This is a genomic window from Prevotella fusca JCM 17724, assembly GCF_001262015.1.
In the GTDB taxonomy this organism is placed as follows: domain Bacteria; phylum Bacteroidota; class Bacteroidia; order Bacteroidales; family Bacteroidaceae; genus Prevotella; species Prevotella fusca.
Window position 1 is genome coordinate 782,939 of record NZ_CP012075.1, and the last position, 20,901, is coordinate 803,839.

The 20,901-nt window shown below is 41.5% G+C and carries 15 protein-coding genes and 1 riboswitch; of the genes, 4 read left to right on the forward strand and 11 right to left on the reverse strand.

The features are described 5' to 3' along the window. Window positions 1-300: 300 nt before the first annotated feature. Genes ADJ77_RS10480 through ADJ77_RS10515 form a run of 8 tightly spaced genes read right to left on the reverse strand, consistent with a single transcriptional unit; the run spans window position 301 to window position 10,872 of the window. A complete protein-coding gene (locus tag ADJ77_RS10480; protein WP_025078132.1) occupies window positions 301-1,362 on the reverse strand; it encodes a glycosyltransferase family protein in 1,062 nt (353 codons plus the stop codon). A 12-nt stretch (window positions 1,363-1,374) separates the two neighbouring features. After that, entirely contained in the window at window positions 1,375-2,532 is a 1,158-nt protein-coding gene (gene wecB / locus ADJ77_RS10485) for a non-hydrolyzing UDP-N-acetylglucosamine 2-epimerase (protein WP_050696387.1), read from the reverse strand. Continuing rightward, complete coding sequence (locus tag ADJ77_RS10490) at window positions 2,529-3,674, reverse strand: glycosyltransferase WbsX family protein (protein ID WP_050696388.1); 1,146 nt, start codon at window positions 3,672-3,674, stop codon at window positions 2,529-2,531. The genes wecB and ADJ77_RS10490 overlap by 4 nt, the downstream gene beginning before the upstream one ends. Next, the gene (locus tag ADJ77_RS10495; RefSeq protein WP_025078131.1) at window positions 3,674-4,984 is read right to left on the reverse strand and encodes an O-antigen polymerase; all 1,311 of its coding nucleotides are present in this window, start codon (window positions 4,982-4,984) and stop codon (window positions 3,674-3,676) included. The genes ADJ77_RS10490 and ADJ77_RS10495 overlap by 1 nt, the downstream gene beginning before the upstream one ends. After that, the gene (locus tag ADJ77_RS10500; protein WP_025078130.1) at window positions 4,975-6,522 is read right to left on the reverse strand and encodes an MATE family efflux transporter; all 1,548 of its coding nucleotides are present in this window, start codon (window positions 6,520-6,522) and stop codon (window positions 4,975-4,977) included. The genes ADJ77_RS10495 and ADJ77_RS10500 overlap by 10 nt, the downstream gene beginning before the upstream one ends. A gap of 7 nt (window positions 6,523-6,529) precedes the next feature. Further along, the gene (locus ADJ77_RS10505; protein ID WP_025078129.1) at window positions 6,530-7,570 is read right to left on the reverse strand and encodes a Wzz/FepE/Etk N-terminal domain-containing protein; all 1,041 of its coding nucleotides are present in this window, start codon (window positions 7,568-7,570) and stop codon (window positions 6,530-6,532) included. A 51-nt stretch (window positions 7,571-7,621) separates the two neighbouring features. Beyond that, window positions 7,622-10,243: an SLBB domain-containing protein gene (locus tag ADJ77_RS10510; RefSeq protein ID WP_050696389.1), complete on the reverse strand. Its 2,622-nt coding sequence runs from the start codon at window positions 10,241-10,243 to the stop codon at window positions 7,622-7,624. A gap of 8 nt (window positions 10,244-10,251) precedes the next feature. Next, window positions 10,252-10,872, reverse strand: a complete 621-nt coding sequence (locus tag ADJ77_RS10515) for a sugar transferase (protein WP_025078128.1) — start codon at window positions 10,870-10,872, stop codon at window positions 10,252-10,254. A gap of 149 nt (window positions 10,873-11,021) precedes the next feature. Between ADJ77_RS10515 and dinB the strand changes: the two genes are divergently transcribed. From dinB to ADJ77_RS10535, 4 genes are all read left to right on the forward strand, one after another. Further along, window positions 11,022-12,107, forward strand: coding sequence for a DNA polymerase IV (dinB, locus tag ADJ77_RS10520; protein WP_025078127.1), 1,086 nt, complete (start codon window positions 11,022-11,024; stop codon window positions 12,105-12,107). A 723-nt stretch (window positions 12,108-12,830) separates the two neighbouring features. Next, window positions 12,831-12,929, forward strand: a riboswitch (TPP riboswitch). Between the two features lie 26 nt (window positions 12,930-12,955). Then, window positions 12,956-15,340, forward strand: coding sequence for a TonB-dependent receptor (locus tag ADJ77_RS10525; protein ID WP_050696390.1), 2,385 nt, complete (start codon window positions 12,956-12,958; stop codon window positions 15,338-15,340). A gap of 192 nt (window positions 15,341-15,532) precedes the next feature. Further along, window positions 15,533-16,114, forward strand: a complete 582-nt coding sequence (gene pnuC / locus ADJ77_RS10530; RefSeq protein WP_025078126.1) for a nicotinamide riboside transporter PnuC — start codon at window positions 15,533-15,535, stop codon at window positions 16,112-16,114. Window positions 16,115-16,241: 127 nt separating this feature from the next. Further along, entirely contained in the window at window positions 16,242-17,054 is an 813-nt protein-coding gene (locus tag ADJ77_RS10535; RefSeq protein WP_025078125.1) for a thiamine diphosphokinase, read from the forward strand. A 182-nt stretch (window positions 17,055-17,236) separates the two neighbouring features. On the opposite strand, the gene ADJ77_RS10540 is transcribed toward ADJ77_RS10535, so the two are convergent. From ADJ77_RS10540 to dnaA, 3 genes are all read right to left on the reverse strand, one after another. Further along, window positions 17,237-18,268, reverse strand: a complete 1,032-nt coding sequence (locus ADJ77_RS10540) for an Acg family FMN-binding oxidoreductase (RefSeq protein ID WP_234398089.1) — start codon at window positions 18,266-18,268, stop codon at window positions 17,237-17,239. Beyond that, window positions 18,261-18,854: a TetR/AcrR family transcriptional regulator gene (locus ADJ77_RS10545; RefSeq protein WP_025078124.1), complete on the reverse strand. Its 594-nt coding sequence runs from the start codon at window positions 18,852-18,854 to the stop codon at window positions 18,261-18,263. The genes ADJ77_RS10540 and ADJ77_RS10545 overlap by 8 nt, the downstream gene beginning before the upstream one ends. A gap of 544 nt (window positions 18,855-19,398) precedes the next feature. Beyond that, complete coding sequence (gene dnaA / locus ADJ77_RS10550) at window positions 19,399-20,805, reverse strand: chromosomal replication initiator protein DnaA (RefSeq protein WP_025078123.1); 1,407 nt, start codon at window positions 20,803-20,805, stop codon at window positions 19,399-19,401. Window positions 20,806-20,901: the final 96 nt, after the last annotated feature.

A 20,901-nucleotide genomic window follows, 5' to 3' on the forward strand; every position in this document is an offset into this window, starting at 1 on the left:
CTTTGCAAACAGAATAACAAGCGTTCTTTGTTAGGCAGAAAACAGCGAAGCCAAGTAGTTCGCTCGTTTCCAAATCGTTACCAGTTTAGTTGTACAAACAAGGTAACTTCTTTATTTTCAGACAGATATATTTTTATAATTATCTTGGAATGCAAAAGAGCCGCTTTTGGAATGTGAAAACATAGGTTTTGCAATGTGTTGATAGATAGTGAATTATACGATATACGCTTGTGAAAAATATTTATAATTTATTGACAGATTCGGCTTATATCAAAGCTGCTTGCAAGTATCGAAACGCTATTATTCACAAAAAGCTAAAACCTTTTCTTCAAATAATTCGTAGTCGGAATAGAAGTCTTTAAGAAGTTTTTTTCTGTTTTCTTCATACTCCTCTTTGTCGAAAGTGTTTAAGTACGTCGTTATTTCTTCCGCAAGGTTAGTTGTGTCTGTGATTGCTAATCCCAATTTGTAGTTCTTGGTATATTCGCCTTGTATCGTGTCGGCGGTTGTTATCATAGGCTTTCGGAAGAATATGGAATTGTAGAAACGGTTTGATAATGCCGTATCGTGCGACAACTTGCGAGGATAGAAAATATTCATCATCGTGCTCTTGTTGATAATTGAAGATTCGTCTTTCTTATCATAATAGCCCGAGAATATTACATTCTTATAGTTTCCTTTCTTTGTAAATTCCTCTAACCGAGGAGCGTCTATACCTCTGCCGACAAAAGATACCAAGAAGTTTTCTCGGTTGCCCAATGCTTCAATAACAGCGGCATTCTGTTCGTAATCCCTGATACCACCTATTGTTAAAACGTTGATTTCCTTGTTATTAATGGTGTATGACAAATCATTATCATTGATAGCTTGCTTCAATATGTTTATATCAAGGTTGTGACTTAACACGGAATCGCAGACGTTGGGTAAGCATTTTATGAAGCCTGGCGATGAAACAACGTGCAATGCTGCCAACTCCATAAGTTCTCCGTATATACCTTTGAAGTTTTGCTCAATAGATAAATCGCGATAATCCAGTATGAATTTATTCTTGTAATGCTTCTTTAAGAATGACTTTAAGAAGATTGCTACTTGAGGACCAAAGACAATTAGCTTGTCGTATTGCTCTTTTTTGATAGTCTTACGCAAAAACCTAGAATAGTCCCAATAGTATAATAGCTTGGCAATTTTATTTGCCTTGTCGTCTATCTTGCGTGTGTATCTGTATGCAGCTTCTTCTTTGAGTCTTCTCTTGTCGGGGTATATGATGTCGTATTGAATATTGTTCTTGTCTAATACGTCAGTATAAATCTTGACGTAAGGACAAAAATAAATATTAGTTGCTAACAGTAGTCCAATCTTCATAATAGATTCTGTTTATAGATTTAACAGGATATTGACAATTCTTTCACAGGCTTTTCCGTCTCCATAAGGATTAATAGCCTTTGCCATTTGTTGGTAGTGGTTGTGCTCTGTCAATAGTTTGCTTACGTTGCTAACAATCTTTTCTTTGTCAGTTCCAACAAGAATGACGGTTCCTGCCTCAACTGCTTCTGGGCGTTCGGTAGTATCTCGCATTACCAACACGGGCTTTTTAAGACTCGGAGCTTCTTCTTGTATTCCGCCACTGTCTGTTAGAACAATGTCTGCCTTCTCCATCATATATATGAAACTAAGGTATTCCAAAGGCTCTATGAAGAACATATTGGAGAAGTGGGATAGGTCGTTGCCCAAGACTTCATATATGGACTTGCGCACATTAGGGTTGAGGTGCATAGGATATACGAAGTCTACATCAGGGAATTGAGTTGAAAGTGCTTGAATAGCTTGTGCGATATGAATGAAGCCATTGCCAAGATTTTCGCGTCGATGCCCAGTTATTAAGACCATACGTCTGTTGCCTTGCAGTCTGTCAATGTCGTAACCAAAAGTCTTTATTTCTTCTTTTAGCTTAATGTTCAGCTGTTCGTCAGACTTTATTTTATTAACAACCCAATACAAACTGTCGATGACTGTATTTCCTGTAATATGAATTGAAGTTTCGTTTACTCCTTCTTTTATCAAGTTGGTAGAACTTGTTGAAGTAGGGGAGAAGTTGTAGTTTGAAATTCTACCTATCAGCTGGCGGTTTATTTCTTCAGGCCATGGGCTATATATATTATAGGTACGCAATCCTGCCTCAACGTGCCCAACGGGTATCTGCTGGTAGTATGCAGCTAAAGCGGCAGCCATAGAGGTAGTTGTATCGCCGTGAACCAATATTAAATCGGGTTGGGTTTGTTTGAAAATATCTCGTAATCCCAACAGCACCTTACTTGTAATATCATATAGGTCTTGACCCTTCTTCATGATATTCAAGTCGTAATCGGGTTTTATCTTGAATATAGATAACACTTGGTCAAGCATTTCGCGGTGCTGACCAGTTACACACACGATTGTTTCTACTTTATCGCGGTGTTTGTTTAATTCTAAAATAAGCGGTGCCATCTTTATGGCTTCCGGGCGTGTTCCAAATGTTAGAAGTATTTTTTTCATAATATATTCTCCTTTATAGCATCCAAATAAGCATGGCCATATTTTAAATCTGGCTCAACATAATTGCCTTCTCCCCATTCATTCCAAGACTTCAAGAACAGGATTTTATGTTCTTGTGTTTTTGATTCAATTATATTCAATGCTTGTGCGATATGTTTTTTGAAGTTCTCTGGTGTTGAGTTTACATAAATTCCTTCGCTGTTTCCTGCGCGTGGTGTTCTGTCCCAGCCCGGTATAATCATTGGATATACATTATCCCATTTATCTTCAGGAGCAAAGAAGTTACTTACGACCTTTGGATATTCTAATTTGAGCGAAGGTAAGAATGGCAGCTTCTTGTGCAAAAGTTGTTTAACGATGCGCATGGTTTTGCCTTGATAGCACATTTCGCCTCGCGATTTTCCATAAGAATTGATACCATCAAACCCTAAGGCAAGTATATTGTTATACACTTCTTTGCTATCCTTTAAATTTGGTATGACACGAGTTAAAGTTCCGTCAGCATTGCGTTTGATAGTCGATGTGTTAGCTATCTGTGCAACAAAGTAAATCCCAGGCAATCCATTTTCTTCTGCCAACTTTCTCCATATCTCCATAAAGATGCTTATATCTTTAAAGTGATAGGGGTCATAGATTACGAAAATAGGCTTTCCGTCAATCGTAATATACCTTTTATCTTTAAAGGCAGGAAGTACATAATTAAAATGTTCAGTGTAGTCTTTCTCTCCGCCGTACTCCATTGGAGCTATAACCTTGTTCTTTCCGTCTTTCTGCCACGTTTTTGTTGTCCATTCATGGTTTGCCCAGCAAAGGCAGAAAGGAAAGTCTGGCTTACCCGATTCCAATACTTCTTGGAAAGGACGTTGAAGCAGTAGTTTGTCTCTTCCCATCCAATAATGATAATAGCAAAAGCCTTCAATGCCATATTCCCTTGCTAAAGCTGCTTGCTGCTCCCTGATTTCAGGCAGGCGTAAATCGTAGAAACCAAGGTCTGCAGGTATATGGGGTTGATAATGTCCTCTGAATTGTGGTTTTGCTTTTGCAACATTTGTCCACTCAGTAAAGCCTTTACCCCATGCCTCGTCGTTTTCAGGAATAGGGTGAAACTGTGGTAAATAATATGCTATAACTCTTACTTTCATTATTTATTTTGTTTTTTAAGAGGAAACTTCTCGAGTAATGCTTCGTGATATTTCAAGTAATAATAAAGTAAAGCGAGCACAATTATGTTTAAGTTTCTTGTGTCTGAGTACGAAAACAGATACATTCCGCCTTGCGCACTTATGCAGACTGTGAAATATAAAAGTAATAGTTGGTGCAGTTTTATCTTATTATTATTTGTCTTGTTTTTCTGAAAAGAATAGATAACGAAAAAGTTGAAAACTATAAATATTATCACTGCGAAGAAGGGACCAAAGTCAATGGTGAAGTCGCCTACAAACGTAGAAAAGACTTCATCGTTTATTTTTAGTTTTGAATAGATTTCTCGACGTTCAACGTAGTTCATAGAAGTCTTGGAATCTACTAACCTTTTAAATAGATTTAAAGTTCTGTCTCCATATCTAAGTCCGTTATCGTCTAAAGCATGGTTGTTGAAGTATATATTTCCTTGTCCAATATACCAGTTGATAAAAGTTGCTACTCCGGCTTTTTCAGAGCCAAAGCGACTGATGGTAATTGCTGCTACAGGCAATGTAATAATGGCTATAAATACGATTCCTATTTTCTTTATAACCTTATTAAGTCTTTTTGAAAGGTATTGTTTGAATAGGAAATATCCACAGATTATGGTTAGAAAGGCTAAGGCAACTCCACTTCTCTGCCCTCGCATAACAGGCATAATTAAATTAATAACATTCGCAAAGAGTAAGCCATAGATGATTTTATGGTTTTTCTTATTCATCGTCATAAAGTAGAATAACAGAAAAATACCAATGTCAGAGAAAGAATTAAAGAGGATTGCAGGTATATTGCGAATAGCTCCACCTACGTTCGAGGCATTGTCTATTTGTTCCATATAGGCTTTTTTTCCTGCTTCTGCATCTGTAAATATAGACATTAGCCCATTACGGAAATCAGACACGATACCTGGTAGGTTCAAAATAGCAACGACAATGATAATGGTTGCTATTATTCGTAAGATGTTTGACTGCGGATATTCTATGCTGTCGGTTGAATTGGTATGGTGGTAGATAGCCGGTGTTAGTGCTATCATCATCATCACGTATAAATATAAATAAGGGAAAAGCGTTAATGGTTCATAGTTTGTAAGTTGTGGAATAGAATCATCGTTAATGGTCATAATGGAAAAGACAGCATAGATGATGTACATTACAATAATAAAGCTACCAGCGTCAAAGTTCTTGTTTTTGCGTTGATACCAAATAAAGGTTATAACCCATAAGATTATGAGAAATAAGGATAGTATATAATTATTTTCAATTACCGACATAAGCGCTTTGTTATAAATGAATGAACATAACTATATATAACCTTCTTTTCCGATTTGTTCGTTCCTAATAGTAAAGCAGATACTATAAAGAAAGTAGGGGAGTAAAGGAAAATAAAAAGTACTCGTAGAAAATTGCTATCAATATTTTGTTGTAGTAGGTGACTACTCCCAACTCCAAGTATCAATATTGTGATTCCTGGAAGTAATAAAGTTGTAACATAAGAATTTATAGAGAAACTGCGATAATATTTGCGTAGACAAAACAATCTTATAGTATGTGCGACTACTGATACAGCAATCATAGAAATTAGGGCAAAATAAGAAGGCAAATGGAATGTGAAGAAAAGCCACGAAATAGGTAAGCATAGTAGAGTAATACTTTCTACTTTTAGGTGGTATTCTTTAACTTTACCTGTTGCTTGAATAATTGCTGTAATCGGATTATTCATCGAAAGGCAAACTATATAAATAATGATAAGGCGCGCAAATAAAATAAAGCTCTCATCTGTAATATTCAGCCACCAATTCAAAATGTTTGGCATTTCTAAGATAATGGGTGTGCCAATAGCTAAAAGAGCATAGAGTATAAGTTTGTTGCCAACAGAAAAGAGCTTGTTAAGGTAGCTGAAGTTTTCTTCAGCATACGCTTTTATCATTGCAGGGCGCAAAGGAATGATGATACTGTTGCACAATGCTCCAAAAGCATTATTAATTTGTAAGGCAACACCAAATGCAGCATTTATTGTTGCACCAAAGAATATATTCAACAAGATAATATTTCCTTGCTGCATTCCTATATTAGCAACATTGCCAAATAATGTCCAACCAGAGAAAGAAAGTAACTCTTTATATAGTTTTCGGTCTGTGGTTTTGTGGTAATGACATTCTTTATAGTGTGCTTTTCCATACCACATATATATCGTGAAAATAATGATACTGCTAATTAACAGGCACATACCATAAAAAGAAAGATTATCTATCATAAACTTTCCAATAAGTATGGCTGCTCCTAATCTAAGTAAACATTCGACAGTGGATACGACAGCATAGACACCTATATCTTCGTGAGCAAAGATAGCTGCAGTATATGGAATTTGAAATAAAGAAAAAATAAATGTGAATATGGTAAATTGATACAACCATATAACAGCTGTCATTCTTGCAGCTGGAATTACTAATTGAGTATTAACGAACCACAATCCAATCGTTTCAAATAGTAGGATAATGAGAATAGAAAGTATTGCAATGATGTTAATACACGAAGAATAAATCTCAGTTTGTTTTTGAATATCGTTTTTCCCAATATAAAAAGAGAAAAATCTTTGAACTGAAAGTGAAAGTACACCTGTTAAAAAAGAAGCAACTGTTACTACACCTGCTATCGTGTTGAAAATTCCATAATCTTCAACTCCTAACCCTTTGATGATAACACGTACAATATAAAGGTTTAGAAATGTAATAACCAACATACGAACAAACAAAAATAGTGTGTTCGATGCTATATTTTTGGTTTTTGCTGATTCTTTTATATAGGGCATATTAAAGTTAATGTAGTATATCCCTTATTACGTAAACTGACAAAATAATAAACGCAGATATAAACATTTCGAGCACAAATAACATTCTTTTAGGCCCTGAAGGCTTTACAGGAACTTCTGCGCCTTGTATCGTTGTAAAGACAGGAGTGTGCTCTTGCAGCTTCGCATCGGCAGCTTTAAGTTGTGCCATAAGAGTTGTGTAAGTATTGTATTTCAGCTGCATATCGTTTTCCAAATCGTTTTGTTTTAGTTTTACACTTTCCAATACAACATCTATGTCGGCATCACTTATTTGCCCATATTCCTTACGAACCTTTTCGTATTCTTGCTTAGCTTGATTTACAAGGCTTTGATAATGTTCGACATCATTTCTTAATTTTTTTGTTCTGTATTCAATAATATATTCTTGCAGTTGTTTTCTTGTAGCATCTGCAAGCATTTTTGCTACCATAGGGTCTTGTGCTATCGTGGCAATACTTATAATACCAGTTTTTTTGTCTGTGCTTATTTTTATATTATCTCTCATTCCCTTTACAAGCTCATCATCGATTTTAGATAATTGATACGGGTCAAATTTATCTGGTACTATATTTAAGGTGTTATTCTTAGGTGCTAATTTTACTAACAACCATGAATAAAATTTATTCCACCAAGCTGTTTCTGTATGAAGTTTAAGATAATTATAATAGTCTGTTTTGATTTTCTTGTCAATAGTTTGTACTTTTACCTTAAATAGAGTTGTTGCAAAACCATTATCTTTCATTAAGTCTGGATAGAGCAAAGGAGAAATTGCGTCAATATTTTTCCCTGTTGGCAAATCAAAACCAAATGAAGAAGCAATATCACTTAAACCACTTGCGTCTACATTCGAACTTGTTTCTGGTGCCATAGCCGTTTCGCTTGTGTATGTTCTTGGTACACAAAGGATAATATAAGATGACAATACAATTGTAATTGGCAAAATTATAAGGAAAAGTTTTTTATGTTCTCTAATCCTTTTTAATACCAATCGTAAATCTATTTGTTTTACATTCTCTTCGTTTTCCATTAGCTTGAAGCTTTAAATATATGGTAGTATTAAACTAAATGACTTTTCTCCTTACTTCAGCAAGTTTGCAATCGTGGCAATGACGGCTGCGATGCTGGCTGCACTTGAACCGACGCTGAGGGTTTCAGCAAGGCTCATCTTGCTCTGTACCTTTGTCGGAACAATGATTTCGCAACCAGGGCGTACCTTGGCATTATGTCCTACCTTCGCTAACATGCCGTTCATATAAAGGATATAAGTGTTGCTCTTCTTGGCATCACTGGCAAAGCCACCTGCCTGATCAATGTAATAAGCTACATTCTTGCCTTCAACATAGCCGACAGAGTTAGGGAACATAACAGCACCATTGATCTTGACTGTTCCGTTATATTGTGGGATAACGATACGGTCGCCCTCACGCAGAACGATGTCGGCATCACTTCCTGGATTAGCAATCGCCTTATCTAACTCGATACCAACAGGATATACGTCAGGGATTTGGAATTTCTCCTCTAACTTCTTATTATTCTGCTCTACTGCCTGAAGCACACCAGCATCCTTGGTCTTCACGGCTAAGTTGACCATATTCTTACGTTGCTGTTCCAACTGCATCTTGTAAGCATTCTCCATGCGTATACGTTCGCTTGGCGTGGGGCGACGCTCTAAGCGTGCACCTTTAATATAGCCGAGGTCAGTTGCACCGCCTGCTGCCTTATATATGTCGCTCAGACGCATCTTTCTTGAGGTCAGTGTATAGTTTCCTGCGAATAACACTTCCCCCTCAATGCTAACATTCTGTTGGTTAGTCGTACCCGGACTCTTGCGGACATACACTTCATCGAAAGGCTCAAGTACGAATCCCGGTGCACCATCAATGACGAATCCGTCACGCAACGAGAAGGAATAAGTGCGTGCAATGATGGAATCTGGGGCAAGTGCCTGCGGATTGGTGATGCGACGTGACACATCCACCCTTACCGTTGATGCCGTCTGTTTCAATCCTCCTGCCTGCAAGATAAAGTCTTCCAACGACTCATTGTCAGCGTATTGGTAGATACCTGGATAGAGTACCTCACCATGAATGGTTATTGTTCGCTGTTCCTGGGCATCCGTGCGAGTAGGAATAAAGAGCACATCCTCATTCTGCATTGGTATGTCAGCAACACGCCCTGTAAGGATACCATCCACATCAACAGAAATCACTTCCAGCGTGCGGTCAGCCTTCTTACGATGCAATACGGCATGTGGAGCGAATGCCACTTCAGTCAGTCCGTCCGCTGCTTCAATCAATCCACGCACGCTGTTGATACGTCCACCAACCTCGTACATACCCGGACGGAACACAGCTCCCTTGATTTCAACCATGTTCTCATATCTCGGAATAACAGAATCTACGCTGATAGAGTCCTCATCTGACACACGGAAGTTTCGCATATCAAACTCGTTGACATTGAAGATAGAGTATTGGCGACCTGTCTTTCTACGTACACGAACCGAACGGGTATAGGCATCACCAGAGAAACCACCAGCATAACCGATAAGCGTACCAAGACTTTCGCCACGTTTCATTTCATAGAACATCGGACGTTTCACCTTACCACTAATCTGTGCAAGCATTTCGTAAGGACCAACAACGATAACATCGTTATCTGCCAGACGCACGTTGCCGCTCAGATGTCCCCGTCGAAGGAAGTCATACACGTCAACAGTACTGATGAGCGAGCCTCCTCTGTACACTTTAATGTTACGCAATGTACCCAAATCACCGATACCACCTGCCATATAAAGTGCGTTGAATACCGTGGCAAAGGCTGACAGGGTGTAGGTTCCTGGTGTCTTCACCTCGCCAACAACGTTCACCATAATCGTATGTGTCTGACCTACAGAGAGGCGAATACTCGAACTGCTGTACCGCTTGCCCAGCTTTTCACGTATGCGGTTGTTAGCCTGTGCTACGGTCAACCCACTCACCTGAACAGGACCAAAACCGTCCAGGGTGACGAAACCGTCAGGTGCGACGGTCGTCTGATACGATTTCTGTGAAGCTCCATATACATCGATAAACACAGCATCACCAGGGCCTATACGGTAGTTGCTGGGCAGCGCCATGTTCATGTTTGGTTCAAAAGAAAGGCTCTTATTATTGAAGATGTCACGCCCCCAGACCTTTTTACGGTTACGGCTCAGCTGCTTCAGTAAGTTCTCATATAGTATTACAGTATCTTGTGGCATCCACTCATTCATTTCAGCCTGCATCTTCAGGTATTCGCCATCATTCTCATCGTATGTGTTTGTCCATGAGCGATTAGGCGAGATGCGTCCTTCAGAGTATCTGCTCACCTCCAGCTCATTTGCGTTGTAGTCGTCAAGTGTCGCTTCTGCAATCTGTCTCTTACTCTTTCCCGGAGTTGTCTGTCCGTTGTTAGTACGACTGCGGTCAGTCGTGTTGCTTTCTTTCGTTGCCCCAAAAGCAGCATTTCCTTTCTGCATTTTCAAGAACGTATCTCTCACACGTCGTATCTGTGAGATGTCTACGCCGTTCTGCATGAGCTTTGTGACAATCTGTGCCTGTGGAGTCCCCTTCTTATGCTCTTTCTGCACGAAGTCCATTACCTGTGTATCCGTCATGGACGACTGTGCAAAGCCATTCAAGGCGCATATCGTGAGCAATACGAGTAGAATATATTTCTTCATTTTTTTATTTAGAATTTTTTTCCAGTAACGATATTGAGAACAGTTTTGATGATGATAGTCAGGTCAAGCCACAATGTGCGGTGCTCCAGATAATGGATGTCCATTTCCATTCGTCGGAGCATCTTCTCCATCGTATCGGTATAACCATTGTAGAGTGTTGCCTCTGATGTCAGTCCCGGCCGCATCTCATAGATGAGCTGGTAGCGGTCAGTATGTTCCATGATTTTATCGATAAAGAACTTACGTTCGGGACGCGGACCTACGAATGACATGTCACCTCGCAGTACATTCCAAAGCTGCGGCAGTTCGTCCAGATGATGTCCACGCAGGAACCGTTCCAGCCGGGTAGAGTTCGTGCTGTCACACTTGGCAACAAGCTGCGGTCCTTCTTCCTCAACGACACTGCTCATTGTACGGAACTTGAAGATGGCAAAGGGGCGTCCTTTATATCCGATACGAATCTGTCGGAAGAATATCGGACCGTTGCCCTGATAAGTGACAAGGATGCTTATGACGAGAAATACCGGTGAACAGATAATGATGCCTGTAAGCGCAGCTGCTATGTCGAAGGCTCGTTTGAAGCAGCGTTGCAGTTTACCCATCGCATCATGACTCCCGTTTTCTCTCATTTTATTATTTGTTCTTTAGTCCCGTATTGCTATTATAACTCGATTTCTGTTATTTTGTTGCAAAGATACGGTTTTTTATTTATTTTTCAGTCAGAAATGCCTATCTTTCCGCCGTTCACTGTACCTTTGTAAGGAAAATAGGGCTGTTTATGCGCAAAATAATTCATATAGATATGGATGCCTTTTTTGCTTCGGTGGAGCAAAGGGACAATCCCGACCTCCGTGGGAAGCCGGTAGCTGTGGGTTTCGACGGACCTCGTGGCGTCGTCTCCACTGCCAGCTACGAGGCACGTACCTATGGCGTACGCTCTGCTATGTCAATGGCACAGGCAAAACGGCGTTGCCCGCAGCTGATAGTTGTTTCTTCGCATTTTGACAGGTATAAAGAGGTTTCACGACAGGTTCATGCCGTTTTCCATGAATATACTGATTTGGTCGAGCCCATCTCACTTGATGAGGCTTTCCTTGATGTGACGGAGAATAAAAAAGGGATAGAACTTGCCGTTGACATTGCTAAGGAAATCAAGCAGAAGATATTTGAGCGTACTTCGCTGACTGCCTCGGCTGGTGTCAGTTACAATAAGCTGTTAGCTAAGATAGCCTCTGATATGCGCAAACCGAATGGAATTTTCACGGTGCATCCCGAACGTGCGCTCGATTTTATCGGGCGGTTGCCTGTGGAGAAACTGTGGGGCGTAGGTCCGAAGACAGCAAGACGGATGCACGACATGGGTGTATTTACAGGTGAGCAGTTACGGCAGATTTCGCGTTCACACCTCGTGCAGGTGTTCGGCAAGATGGGTAATGTCTACTATGATTTCTCACGTGGCATAGACAATCGTCCCGTCATTGTTGAGTATGAACGTAAGTCAGTGGGGTGTGAGCGCACTTTTCTTGAGGATTTGCACATAGAGTCGAAGATTATCATCGAACTCTATCATGTCACTTTGGAATTAGTTGAACGAATCAAGAAGAACGACTTTAAGGGTAGAACGCTCACACTAAAACTGAAGTGGGATGCCACAACGCAGATAACACGCAGCCTTACACAGGAGAAAGTTCTCCGAACAAAAGACGACATCCTGCCCCTTGCCAAGCAGCTGCTGAAGGATACAGAATATCATGACCACCCGATCCGCTTGATGGGACTGTCTGTTTCATCGCCCGATTCAAATGACAAATACGAGCAAAGCCGTCCCAAATGGATTGAAGGCTTGCTTCCTTTCAAGAGATAAGAATATGACAAGTCACGATTTTATGTAGTGTTTAGAAGAGTTTTTAGTTATACGAGGAGAATGATGTCCCATAAGATTAATACGCTTCTGGAAAGTCTTTTCACACACGAATGGCCAGAGACAAAGGGCAGTCTCAAGGATAAAACATATAGGATGGTTGTTACTTTAAGCCTTATATTTCCTCGCACAGGAATGTCTTGAAAATTATTTACATAAAATCGGGTAATACACCTAAAATAAAGGCGACAAACACGTGTAAAAAGCAAATTTGCAATTAACAGAAAATCAATCAGTTACAAGGGTGTAAAACAAAAGGTGCTTAATTGGACTTCAAAAGGGCGTTAGTAAGAGTCTTAAAGGGCATCTTTTACAAGCCAAAAGGGCGTTAATTGAAAGCCAATTAACGCCCTTCTCATTTTCAGTATTAGAATTTTCTTTACAATGTTTGGTATAATCTATTCATATTCTCACGGATGACACGAATCTATATGAGAAATATAAAAGTCTTACACAGAGGCATGGAGACTTGTTAACATCCTAACTTTACCTTGTCCGAAGTTCCTTTGATAAAAGGCTTACAGGTAGTTCAAGTATCAAACAATATGTATTCAGGCACTGAGGAAAAGGAGAAAGGAAGACTGCGAAAACTCCTCCACTCATAATTTGTACAGATTACATTTGGTGGTTTGATAAGAATGTATTACTTTTGCATCGGTTTTCAGAATGGAAACTAAGGGGTGCTTGCCTGTTTGGGCTTGCTGAGATTATACCCATTGACCTGATACGGATAATGCCGTCGTAGGAAGATTTCCCCTTTTTATTTTATCTTAATATCATCAACCTGGGATATGAAAAGAATTATCCTGTTTACTGCTGCACTGACCTGCGTGGCAGGTATAAAGGCGCAAACAATGACTGACACGCTGAAACAACAGCTGCTTGACGAGGTCATTGTGGCGGGTGTGCGTGCATCAAAGAGTGCTCCATACGCTGTGTCTAACATCAAAAAAACTGAACTTGAAGCGTTCTCTAAGAGTGGACGTGAAATGCCATTCCTCCTTGCTCAGACTCCGGGCGTATTGGCTTGGGGCGAGAACGGACTCGGAACGGGTACGGCAGCGATGCGCATTCGTGGTGCTGCGGGTAGTAGAATCAATATTACGTTAGACGGAGTATCGCTCAATTCACCTGAGGACCAGACCGTTTTCTGGGCAAACATGAACTCCTACGCTTCGCTCATGGGCAGTGTACAGATACAGCGTGGTATCGGAACATCAACCAATGGTGACGGTGCTTTCGGTGGTTCGGTGTCGTTGGCGACGAGTGCACCAAGCCGACAACCAAGCGTGGAGGTGAGTGGTTCATACGGCTCATACAATACGTATAACGCTGGTGTGAAGTTCTCTACGGGTCTGCTGTTCAATCATCTTGTCTTCGACGGAGCTTATCACGAGACTGCGACAGATGGATATATACATGGTACAAGCGGTCGTTCGGGTTCTTATTATGGTGGTCTGACTTGGTTGGGCGACAACTTCCGCATCAGTTATAAGAACATCGGCAACTTTGAGAAGACTGGTCAGGCATGGAACGGTGTCGTTACGGGTAGCAATGACTTGAGCCTGATGGATGGCACTTACGGTGCAAAGACAGGCATCACAACCTATAAAGATATGTATGAAAGAGGTTTGGGCAAGTTTAATCAACTTTATGAATATCTGCAGACCGATGCCAAGGGGGCTTTCATCAAAGATGCAAACGGCAACTATCAGACAGCCCGTTACACGATGCGTGACGGCTCATTCTGGAACAAGACGACGGATAATTTCTATCAGAATCACAACCTCCTATCGTTTGTTTTCCAGCCATCAAGCCACTGGAGTCACAACATAACACTGCATTACACCTATGGTTACGGTTATTACAGCGAATTCAAGCATAACACAAAGTTTGCGAAATTCGGCTTGGCATTCACGGACAGCAATGGTAAGTTTATCAAGAAGTCTGACTTCGTACGCCGTAAAGGCTTGTCACAGCACACATACGGCATCGTTTACACCAGCAACTACAAGGACGAGAACTGGGATGTAACGGGCGGACTGAACCTTCAGCAGTTCCATGGCAGCCACTTCGGCTACCTCACTTATATAAAGAATGAGGAGGCGGATGCGAAGTATCGTGCTGGTGGAAAGGATTATAAGTATTACGACTCTGACGCACATAAGTATGATTACAGCGGATTCTTCAAGGCAAAATACAACTTTGCAGACTATTGGAACGTGTTTATGGATTTGCAGATTCGCCACGTGGAGTATATGACAGATGGTCAGAACGACCGTTTCTATAAAGCGGGAAGTGGCTATCAGAACCAGCTCTTGGACATTAGCGAGCGTTATGACTTCGTCAATCCGAAAGCCGGCATCAGCTATTATCGTGGCGGTCACAAGGCTTACGCATCTATTGCGTACGCTAATCGTGAGCCAGAACGTAACAACTTCACCAACAACGGTAGCTATCCCGCACCTTCGCCAGAGCGTATGATGGATATTGAAATGGGCTATCAGTTCAACGGAAAGAACTGGCGCACAGGTGTAAATCTCTATTATATGGACTATAACAACCAGTTTGTACAGACGGGTGCACAGAGTGATATTGGTGAGAATCTGACCACAAACATCAAGAACAGCTACCGAATGGGTGCTGAGATAGAGGCTGGATGGAGCCCACTGTCATGGTTGACCGTTGAGGGTAACGCTGCCCTGAGCCGCAATATCATCAAGGACTTTGACGAGATGGCAAGTGTAGACTGGGAGTCTTCATTCCGTAAGATTCATTACAACCACTCTACTTTGGCGTTCTCACCATCTGCTATCCTCAATGGTATGCTCAATCTCCATTACAAAGACTTTGAGGCTGTATGGCATACAAACTTCGTAAGTCGTCAGTATCTGGATAATACTGAGAACATGACGCGTTCGCTGCCATGCTATTCACAGACGAATGTCAACCTTAGCTATATCCTCCGTCCTACCAAGCACATTGTCGGTTTGAAGGAAGCTGTCTTCGGTGTGAACCTCAACAACATCTTCAACCGTCATTATGCAGCCAGTGGATGGGTGTACAGCTCTATCCTCGACAACGACGGTCATCCTAATGAGAACCGCTATACACAGATTGGTTTCATCCCAATGGCAGGCTTTAATGTGATGGGGAATGTTACGTTGAAGTTCTAACAGCCTCACCCTCAGCCCCTCTCCGAATGGAGAGGGGAGTAGATACCGAGCTTTCCCTACTTATTGATAATATATTTTATCAGTCTCTTTATTCACCTTTTATTCTATTGTTGCATATAAGTTTTAGCAAATATCACATTTCACTCCCCTCTCCACTCGGAGAGGGGTTGGGGGTGAGGCTTTTTTATCATTATGACATTAGACATGCTGGGCTGCATCGTCGGCCTAATTTACATCTACCAGGAATACAAAGCGAGTATATGGCTTTGGTTGACGGGCATTATCATGCCTGTCATCTATATGTTTGTCTATTACGAGGCTGGGCTGTATGCAGACTTTGGAATGCAGATTTACTATACATTGGCAGCCATCTATGGCTTCTTGTATTGGAAATTCGGACGGGAAAAGGATGGCGAGGAAATCCCTATCACACGTTACCCACATCGGTTGATATTCCCTTCCCTACTCGCTTTCCTACTCATCTGGGGCGCACTCTACCTCATCCTCATCAACTTCACCAACTCCAACGTACCAGTATTAGACAGCTTCGGCAACGCACTCAGTTTCATCGGACTATGGGCATTGGCAAAGAAATACATCGAACAATGGTGGATATGGATTGTTGTTGACATCGAGCTGGCAGGGCTTTACTTATATAAAGAGATTCCTTTCACCGCAGGACTCTATGCCTTTTATGCCGTTATTGCTGTGGCAGGATACTATAAGTGGAAGAGAAGCCTCCCCCAACCCCTCCAAAAGGAGGGGAGTGCCTAACGGAATAAAGGTTCCTTCAAAGTTCTCCAAAACTACTTTCATAGGTTGAAGGAGAAGTTACTACAACAAATAAAGAAATACAGCGCATCTCGAAAGAGGATTTATAACAATATAGAACAGCAAGGCAATGATTATCAATGACAAAGAGAATAACAAGGAACAACGAAATTCCCTATCACCCAACGAGCATTCCGTCAGGCTTCCCCCTCCTCTGGAAGGGTTAGGGGAAGTTTCTTCCGTCAGGCACTCCCCTCCTTTCAGAGGAGTGGGGGGAGGCTTTTTGGAGGGGTTAGGGGAGGACTCCTTTTCCGCCGTCATCCTTGCTGCAGGCGACTTTCCCAATCACGTTCTTCCTCTTCGCATCCTACGTACTACGGAGAATCTGATTGCATGTGACGGTGCTTTGGAAGAATTACTTGAATATGAGATAGAACCGACAGCTGTGGTAGGTGATGGCGATTCGCTTTCCGAAGAACTTAAGCAACGCTATGCGCACATCTATCATCCGATTTCAGAGCAGGAGTTTAACGACCTCACCAAGGCTACCCTCTTTGCCCGTTCACATCTGAAGATGGATGCGTCTACACATACTCGTCCCTGCTTCTGTTACCTCGGAGCAACAGGGAAACGTGAGGATCACACGTTGGGCAACATATCCCTCATGCTCTATTATTATCGTCAGTTAGGCATCAACCCCGTAATGATAACCGACTACGGGTATTTCGTACCAGCATCGGGTACAACTCGCTTTGACTCTTTCCCCGGACAGCAAGTCAGTATCTTCAATGCAACCTGCAAAGAGCTGATTAGCAACGGACTCAAATGGGACATCTATCCATTCACCGAACTATGGCAGGGAATCTTGAACGAAGCTCTCTCAAACGAATTTACTATCCATGCGGACGGAGATTACCTGATATACCGCACCCATAAAATATAACAACTTGAATTCTACAAACCGACAAAGCCATATCTTCATCCCCTTACGGAGATGTCGATATGGCTTTCTTCATGGCAGAATTTTGCCCGATCCAGTTGTTAGTACTTCTCACAACTAACACAGATAACCCCTTATGAACAATTAGTATTTGCTGCCAAAGGGCTTCACTTTTAGTTTCTACTTTATTCCGTTGGAAGAATACACAACCTATAATCACGCCTTAACGAATAAGGCATCTGCTTCCCATAACCCAATCTTATAAGAATAGTCGGGTATTCATTGGATATCTGAAGCAACTTTGCCATATCCCTAGCAAGCCCTGCCTCTTCATTAGGCTGATTGAAATAAGCATTCGCTATGTTCATTTTCGTAGAACGCAGGAGCAGTCGTTCCAAGGTTCTACCGAGTGCTATCCACTGTTCAACTGTGTCGTCTTTCGTCGTAAACAGCACAAAATGGGAAGAAGAAGCTATCTTTTCCCGATCCCCTTTATTCTGTATTCTCTCATTAACAGCCTTCGACATAACAAATTTAGCTATAAAAAGAGGTACATTCGGAGCCCCGAAAGTAGCATAACTCAAGCCATCCCGTGTCTTATTCTGATGTTTCTTATTATAACGCATCCACTCTGCAAGCTCAGTTTTAAATGCTTTATCATTCATCTGCAGCCTATTTCCAGCATAAATCATATCGGCTATCCTGGCATAATCAAGTGTTCCATTCTTATAAAAATGTACGTTGACAGACGGTTCCACAGCTATGCTTTTAAGCTGAAAAATACTATCCTCTGGGATTATCTTACCGTTATAAACGCTTCTATTCGTCTGTCTTACAGCAATCTGAGGGAATAATGAGGTACCAGTCTGCACATTCTCATCCTTTGCAATCAGGATCCGAATAACCGAATCATTGGTAACTCGTACTTCCGTCCGATACCCTTTCTGCTGTGCTGCAACGCAAAGATTCTCTGTAGCACAGCCCAGACTGATGAATAACTCACGATGACGGGGATCAACAGCAATCAATTCTCGTGAGAAATTAGGATATATATCAATCTCCGACTCTCCTATCCTAAACAGCCAAGGCTGTGTATTATGCCCCGACGGAGCCTTGGTTGCATTCTCAATCATAAACAGATAATCCGCATTCTGCGCCATAACATCACTCATAATACCCATAAAATAATTAATACAACTACCAATCTTTTCATTCATGAAAACTTTTTATCCATAAATCAATTATCATTTCTATACCCTGCACAAGCTGGTCCCACCCCTCATCTGTCTGCAGACAAATACCATTATACGTCTGACACTGGTCTTCCATCAATGCCAAATAACTGATTGAAGCCGATAGAATGCTGGCTAAGGCAGCCACTTTGGTGTCAGAACAACCCGTCAATGCACTTACCATCCTGATTATATTGCAGCCATTCTCCTCTCGCTTATCTCTAAGTTGCTGGATATTCACATTATTACTATACAATTCCCACCGATACAACCGCCTTAACGTTACATCATTTCGGAGCTGCTCTATCTGCCTGCAGAACATACTTTTAATACTCTCACCCACCGCTTCCCGATTAATATCATCAATATCTGTATTAGCCCAGTAGTCCTTCTGGAGTAAATACTGCGTAACCAATTCTTCAAGTCCGCCAAAATACCTATAAATAAGCATCTTAGAAACACCAGCTTCGGCAGCAATAGCATTGATTCCAACCTTCTCGAAGCCTTGATTCTCTATAATACTCCCAACTGCTTCGAGGATTCTTTGCGCTGTCTGTTCCCTATTTCTCATTCTATCCTCTGCATTGATGTTATCAAATTATAATCGCAAAGATAAGTTACCTAATGGTAACATAAGCATATTCTGCTTGAAAAAAACTTCTTCTTTATATTATTTAACAGACGAGCAGGTAGAATCTATAAGAATACTATGGCAGTTATATCCCTAACCATCAGAGGAAGGAAAAGTAAACAACAGCTTTCCATTTCTCATCAAATGTCCTGATTTTTCATCACACTACTTCTTAACAATGCTTTCTCGCATTGCAATTAAGGCTGAATTGACGTCTAACTGATGCTCTTTTGGCATGTTACTAACGCCCTTTTAAACCCTGACAAAGCATCTTTTCTTACTCGCCTCTGCAAGCATTTGATTCTCTGCCAGTTACATAGTCATTCTTGAAAGTACATTTTTGGACTTTTAAAGCAAAAGTACACTCTTCCATTGTAATGATTTTTCAGAGCAGAATAGAGATTGTTATCAGTAAAGAAATTAAGACTTCAGTCAACAAAAAAGTCTGCCACAAACCCGTAGCAGACTTTTCCAACAATTTATCTTATGCTTTTAACTTAAAAGAGTTCTCAATACTTGCAATCTCAGCAAAGAATCCTTTGTCAACCTTCAGCCGGTCTTCAATCTTCGTACAACTGTGAATCACCGTACTGTGGTCACGGTTTCCGACGAGCTTACCGATACGGCTTGCAGGCATCTTCGTGTACTTCTGTGCCATATACATGCTCACCTGTCGTGCCATTACAATATCTTTCTTGCGCGAACGTGAGTTGACAGCTGTCGTCGTAACATTATAATGCGAGCATACCTTATCTAAGATGTCATCAATGGTCAGCGGTTCATCATCAATCTTCACCGCACGTTTGATAACACGCTCTGCCAGTCGCATATCTATGTTACTGTTGTAGACAACACTGTAAGCCAAAAGCGAGTTTATCACACCCTGCAGGTCACGCACGCTACCATTGGCAGTCTCGGCGATGAAACGCACTACATCCTCTGGAATATTGAGTCCGTCACGCTTGATTTTGCTATGAAGAATATCCACACAAAGCTGTACGTTAGGCTTCTCCAGCTCAGCTATCAGACCGCAGGAGAAACGTGTCAGCAGGCGGTCGTTCATCCCCTTCAGATCTACTGGAGGGCGGTCACTTGCGAGGATAATACGCTTTCCGTTGCGGAAAAGGTGGTTGAAGATGTGGAAGAAGGTATCCTGCGTCTTCGTTGCAGTAGCCCATTCCTGTATATCATCTACTATCAGCACATCAATCGTCTGATAGAAGTTTATGAAGTCATTGGTAGTATTCTGGCGTACAGAATCGGTGTACTGTACCTGGAACAGTCGTGCAGAGACATACAACACACGCTTCTGCGGATAAAGCTGCTTTGTTCTCAATCCGATAGCATTCACAAGGTGGGTCTTTCCACAGCCGGAAGGACCATAGATAAACATCGGATTGAACTGTGTTGTATTGGGGTGTTCAGCAATAGAAAGACCGATGGAACGGGGCAACTTGTTACTGTCACCCTCCACATAGTTGCTGAATGACTTATGAGAATCAAGCTGTGAATCAAGGTCCTGTGGCACTGCATCCAGTACAGTAGGGCTCTGATTGCCACGGGCTGTAGGACGTTGTGAGGATATATCCTCCACTGTATCCGGCTGCAAGTCCTGTGACAAGTGATGCTCCTGGTCAACCATGACACGATACGTCAGCTGTACGCCCTGTCCGAAGACACGCGTCAAGACCTTACGCAGCAAGTCTACGTAATGTCCCTCCAGATACTCATATACGAATTGGCTTGGGACCTGAACCAACAGTGTCTTGGATGCCGGCTTGTACGATTGGAGTACAATCGGACGGAACCAAGTATCGAACTGCTGCTCGGTCACATTCTCCTTTATGAGCTGGAGACAATTATCCCAAAGATTTTTAGGACTGACGTTCATAATTGGTGTCTATCTTCTGATGTCTTTCTGTGAAATAGTGGGGTTGCCGACTATTCCTGATTAATTTTCTTTTGCAAAGATAGCAATTTATTTATA

Coding starts and splice junctions, on each gene's coding strand:
- ADJ77_RS10480 (WP_025078132.1), bottom strand. CDS start 1,362: ATGAAGATTGGACTACTGTTAGCAACTAATATTTATTTTTGTCCTTAC.
- wecB (WP_050696387.1), bottom strand. CDS start 2,532: ATGAAAAAAATACTTCTAACATTTGGAACACGCCCGGAAGCCATAAAG.
- ADJ77_RS10490 (WP_050696388.1), bottom strand. CDS start 3,674: ATGAAAGTAAGAGTTATAGCATATTATTTACCACAGTTTCACCCTATT.
- ADJ77_RS10495 (WP_025078131.1), bottom strand. CDS start 4,984: ATGTCGGTAATTGAAAATAATTATATACTATCCTTATTTCTCATAATC.
- ADJ77_RS10500 (WP_025078130.1), bottom strand. CDS start 6,522: ATGCCCTATATAAAAGAATCAGCAAAAACCAAAAATATAGCATCGAAC.
- ADJ77_RS10505 (WP_025078129.1), bottom strand. CDS start 7,570: ATGGAAAACGAAGAGAATGTAAAACAAATAGATTTACGATTGGTATTA.
- ADJ77_RS10510 (WP_050696389.1), bottom strand. CDS start 10,243: ATGAAGAAATATATTCTACTCGTATTGCTCACGATATGCGCCTTGAAT.
- ADJ77_RS10515 (WP_025078128.1), bottom strand. CDS start 10,872: ATGAGAGAAAACGGGAGTCATGATGCGATGGGTAAACTGCAACGCTGC.
- dinB (WP_025078127.1), top strand. CDS start 11,022: ATGCGCAAAATAATTCATATAGATATGGATGCCTTTTTTGCTTCGGTG.
- ADJ77_RS10525 (WP_050696390.1), top strand. CDS start 12,956: ATGAAAAGAATTATCCTGTTTACTGCTGCACTGACCTGCGTGGCAGGT.
- pnuC (WP_025078126.1), top strand. CDS start 15,533: ATGACATTAGACATGCTGGGCTGCATCGTCGGCCTAATTTACATCTAC.
- ADJ77_RS10535 (WP_025078125.1), top strand. CDS start 16,242: ATGATTATCAATGACAAAGAGAATAACAAGGAACAACGAAATTCCCTA.
- ADJ77_RS10540 (WP_234398089.1), bottom strand. CDS start 18,268: ATGAATGAAAAGATTGGTAGTTGTATTAATTATTTTATGGGTATTATG.
- ADJ77_RS10545 (WP_025078124.1), bottom strand. CDS start 18,854: ATGAGAAATAGGGAACAGACAGCGCAAAGAATCCTCGAAGCAGTTGGG.
- dnaA (WP_025078123.1), bottom strand. CDS start 20,805: ATGAACGTCAGTCCTAAAAATCTTTGGGATAATTGTCTCCAGCTCATA.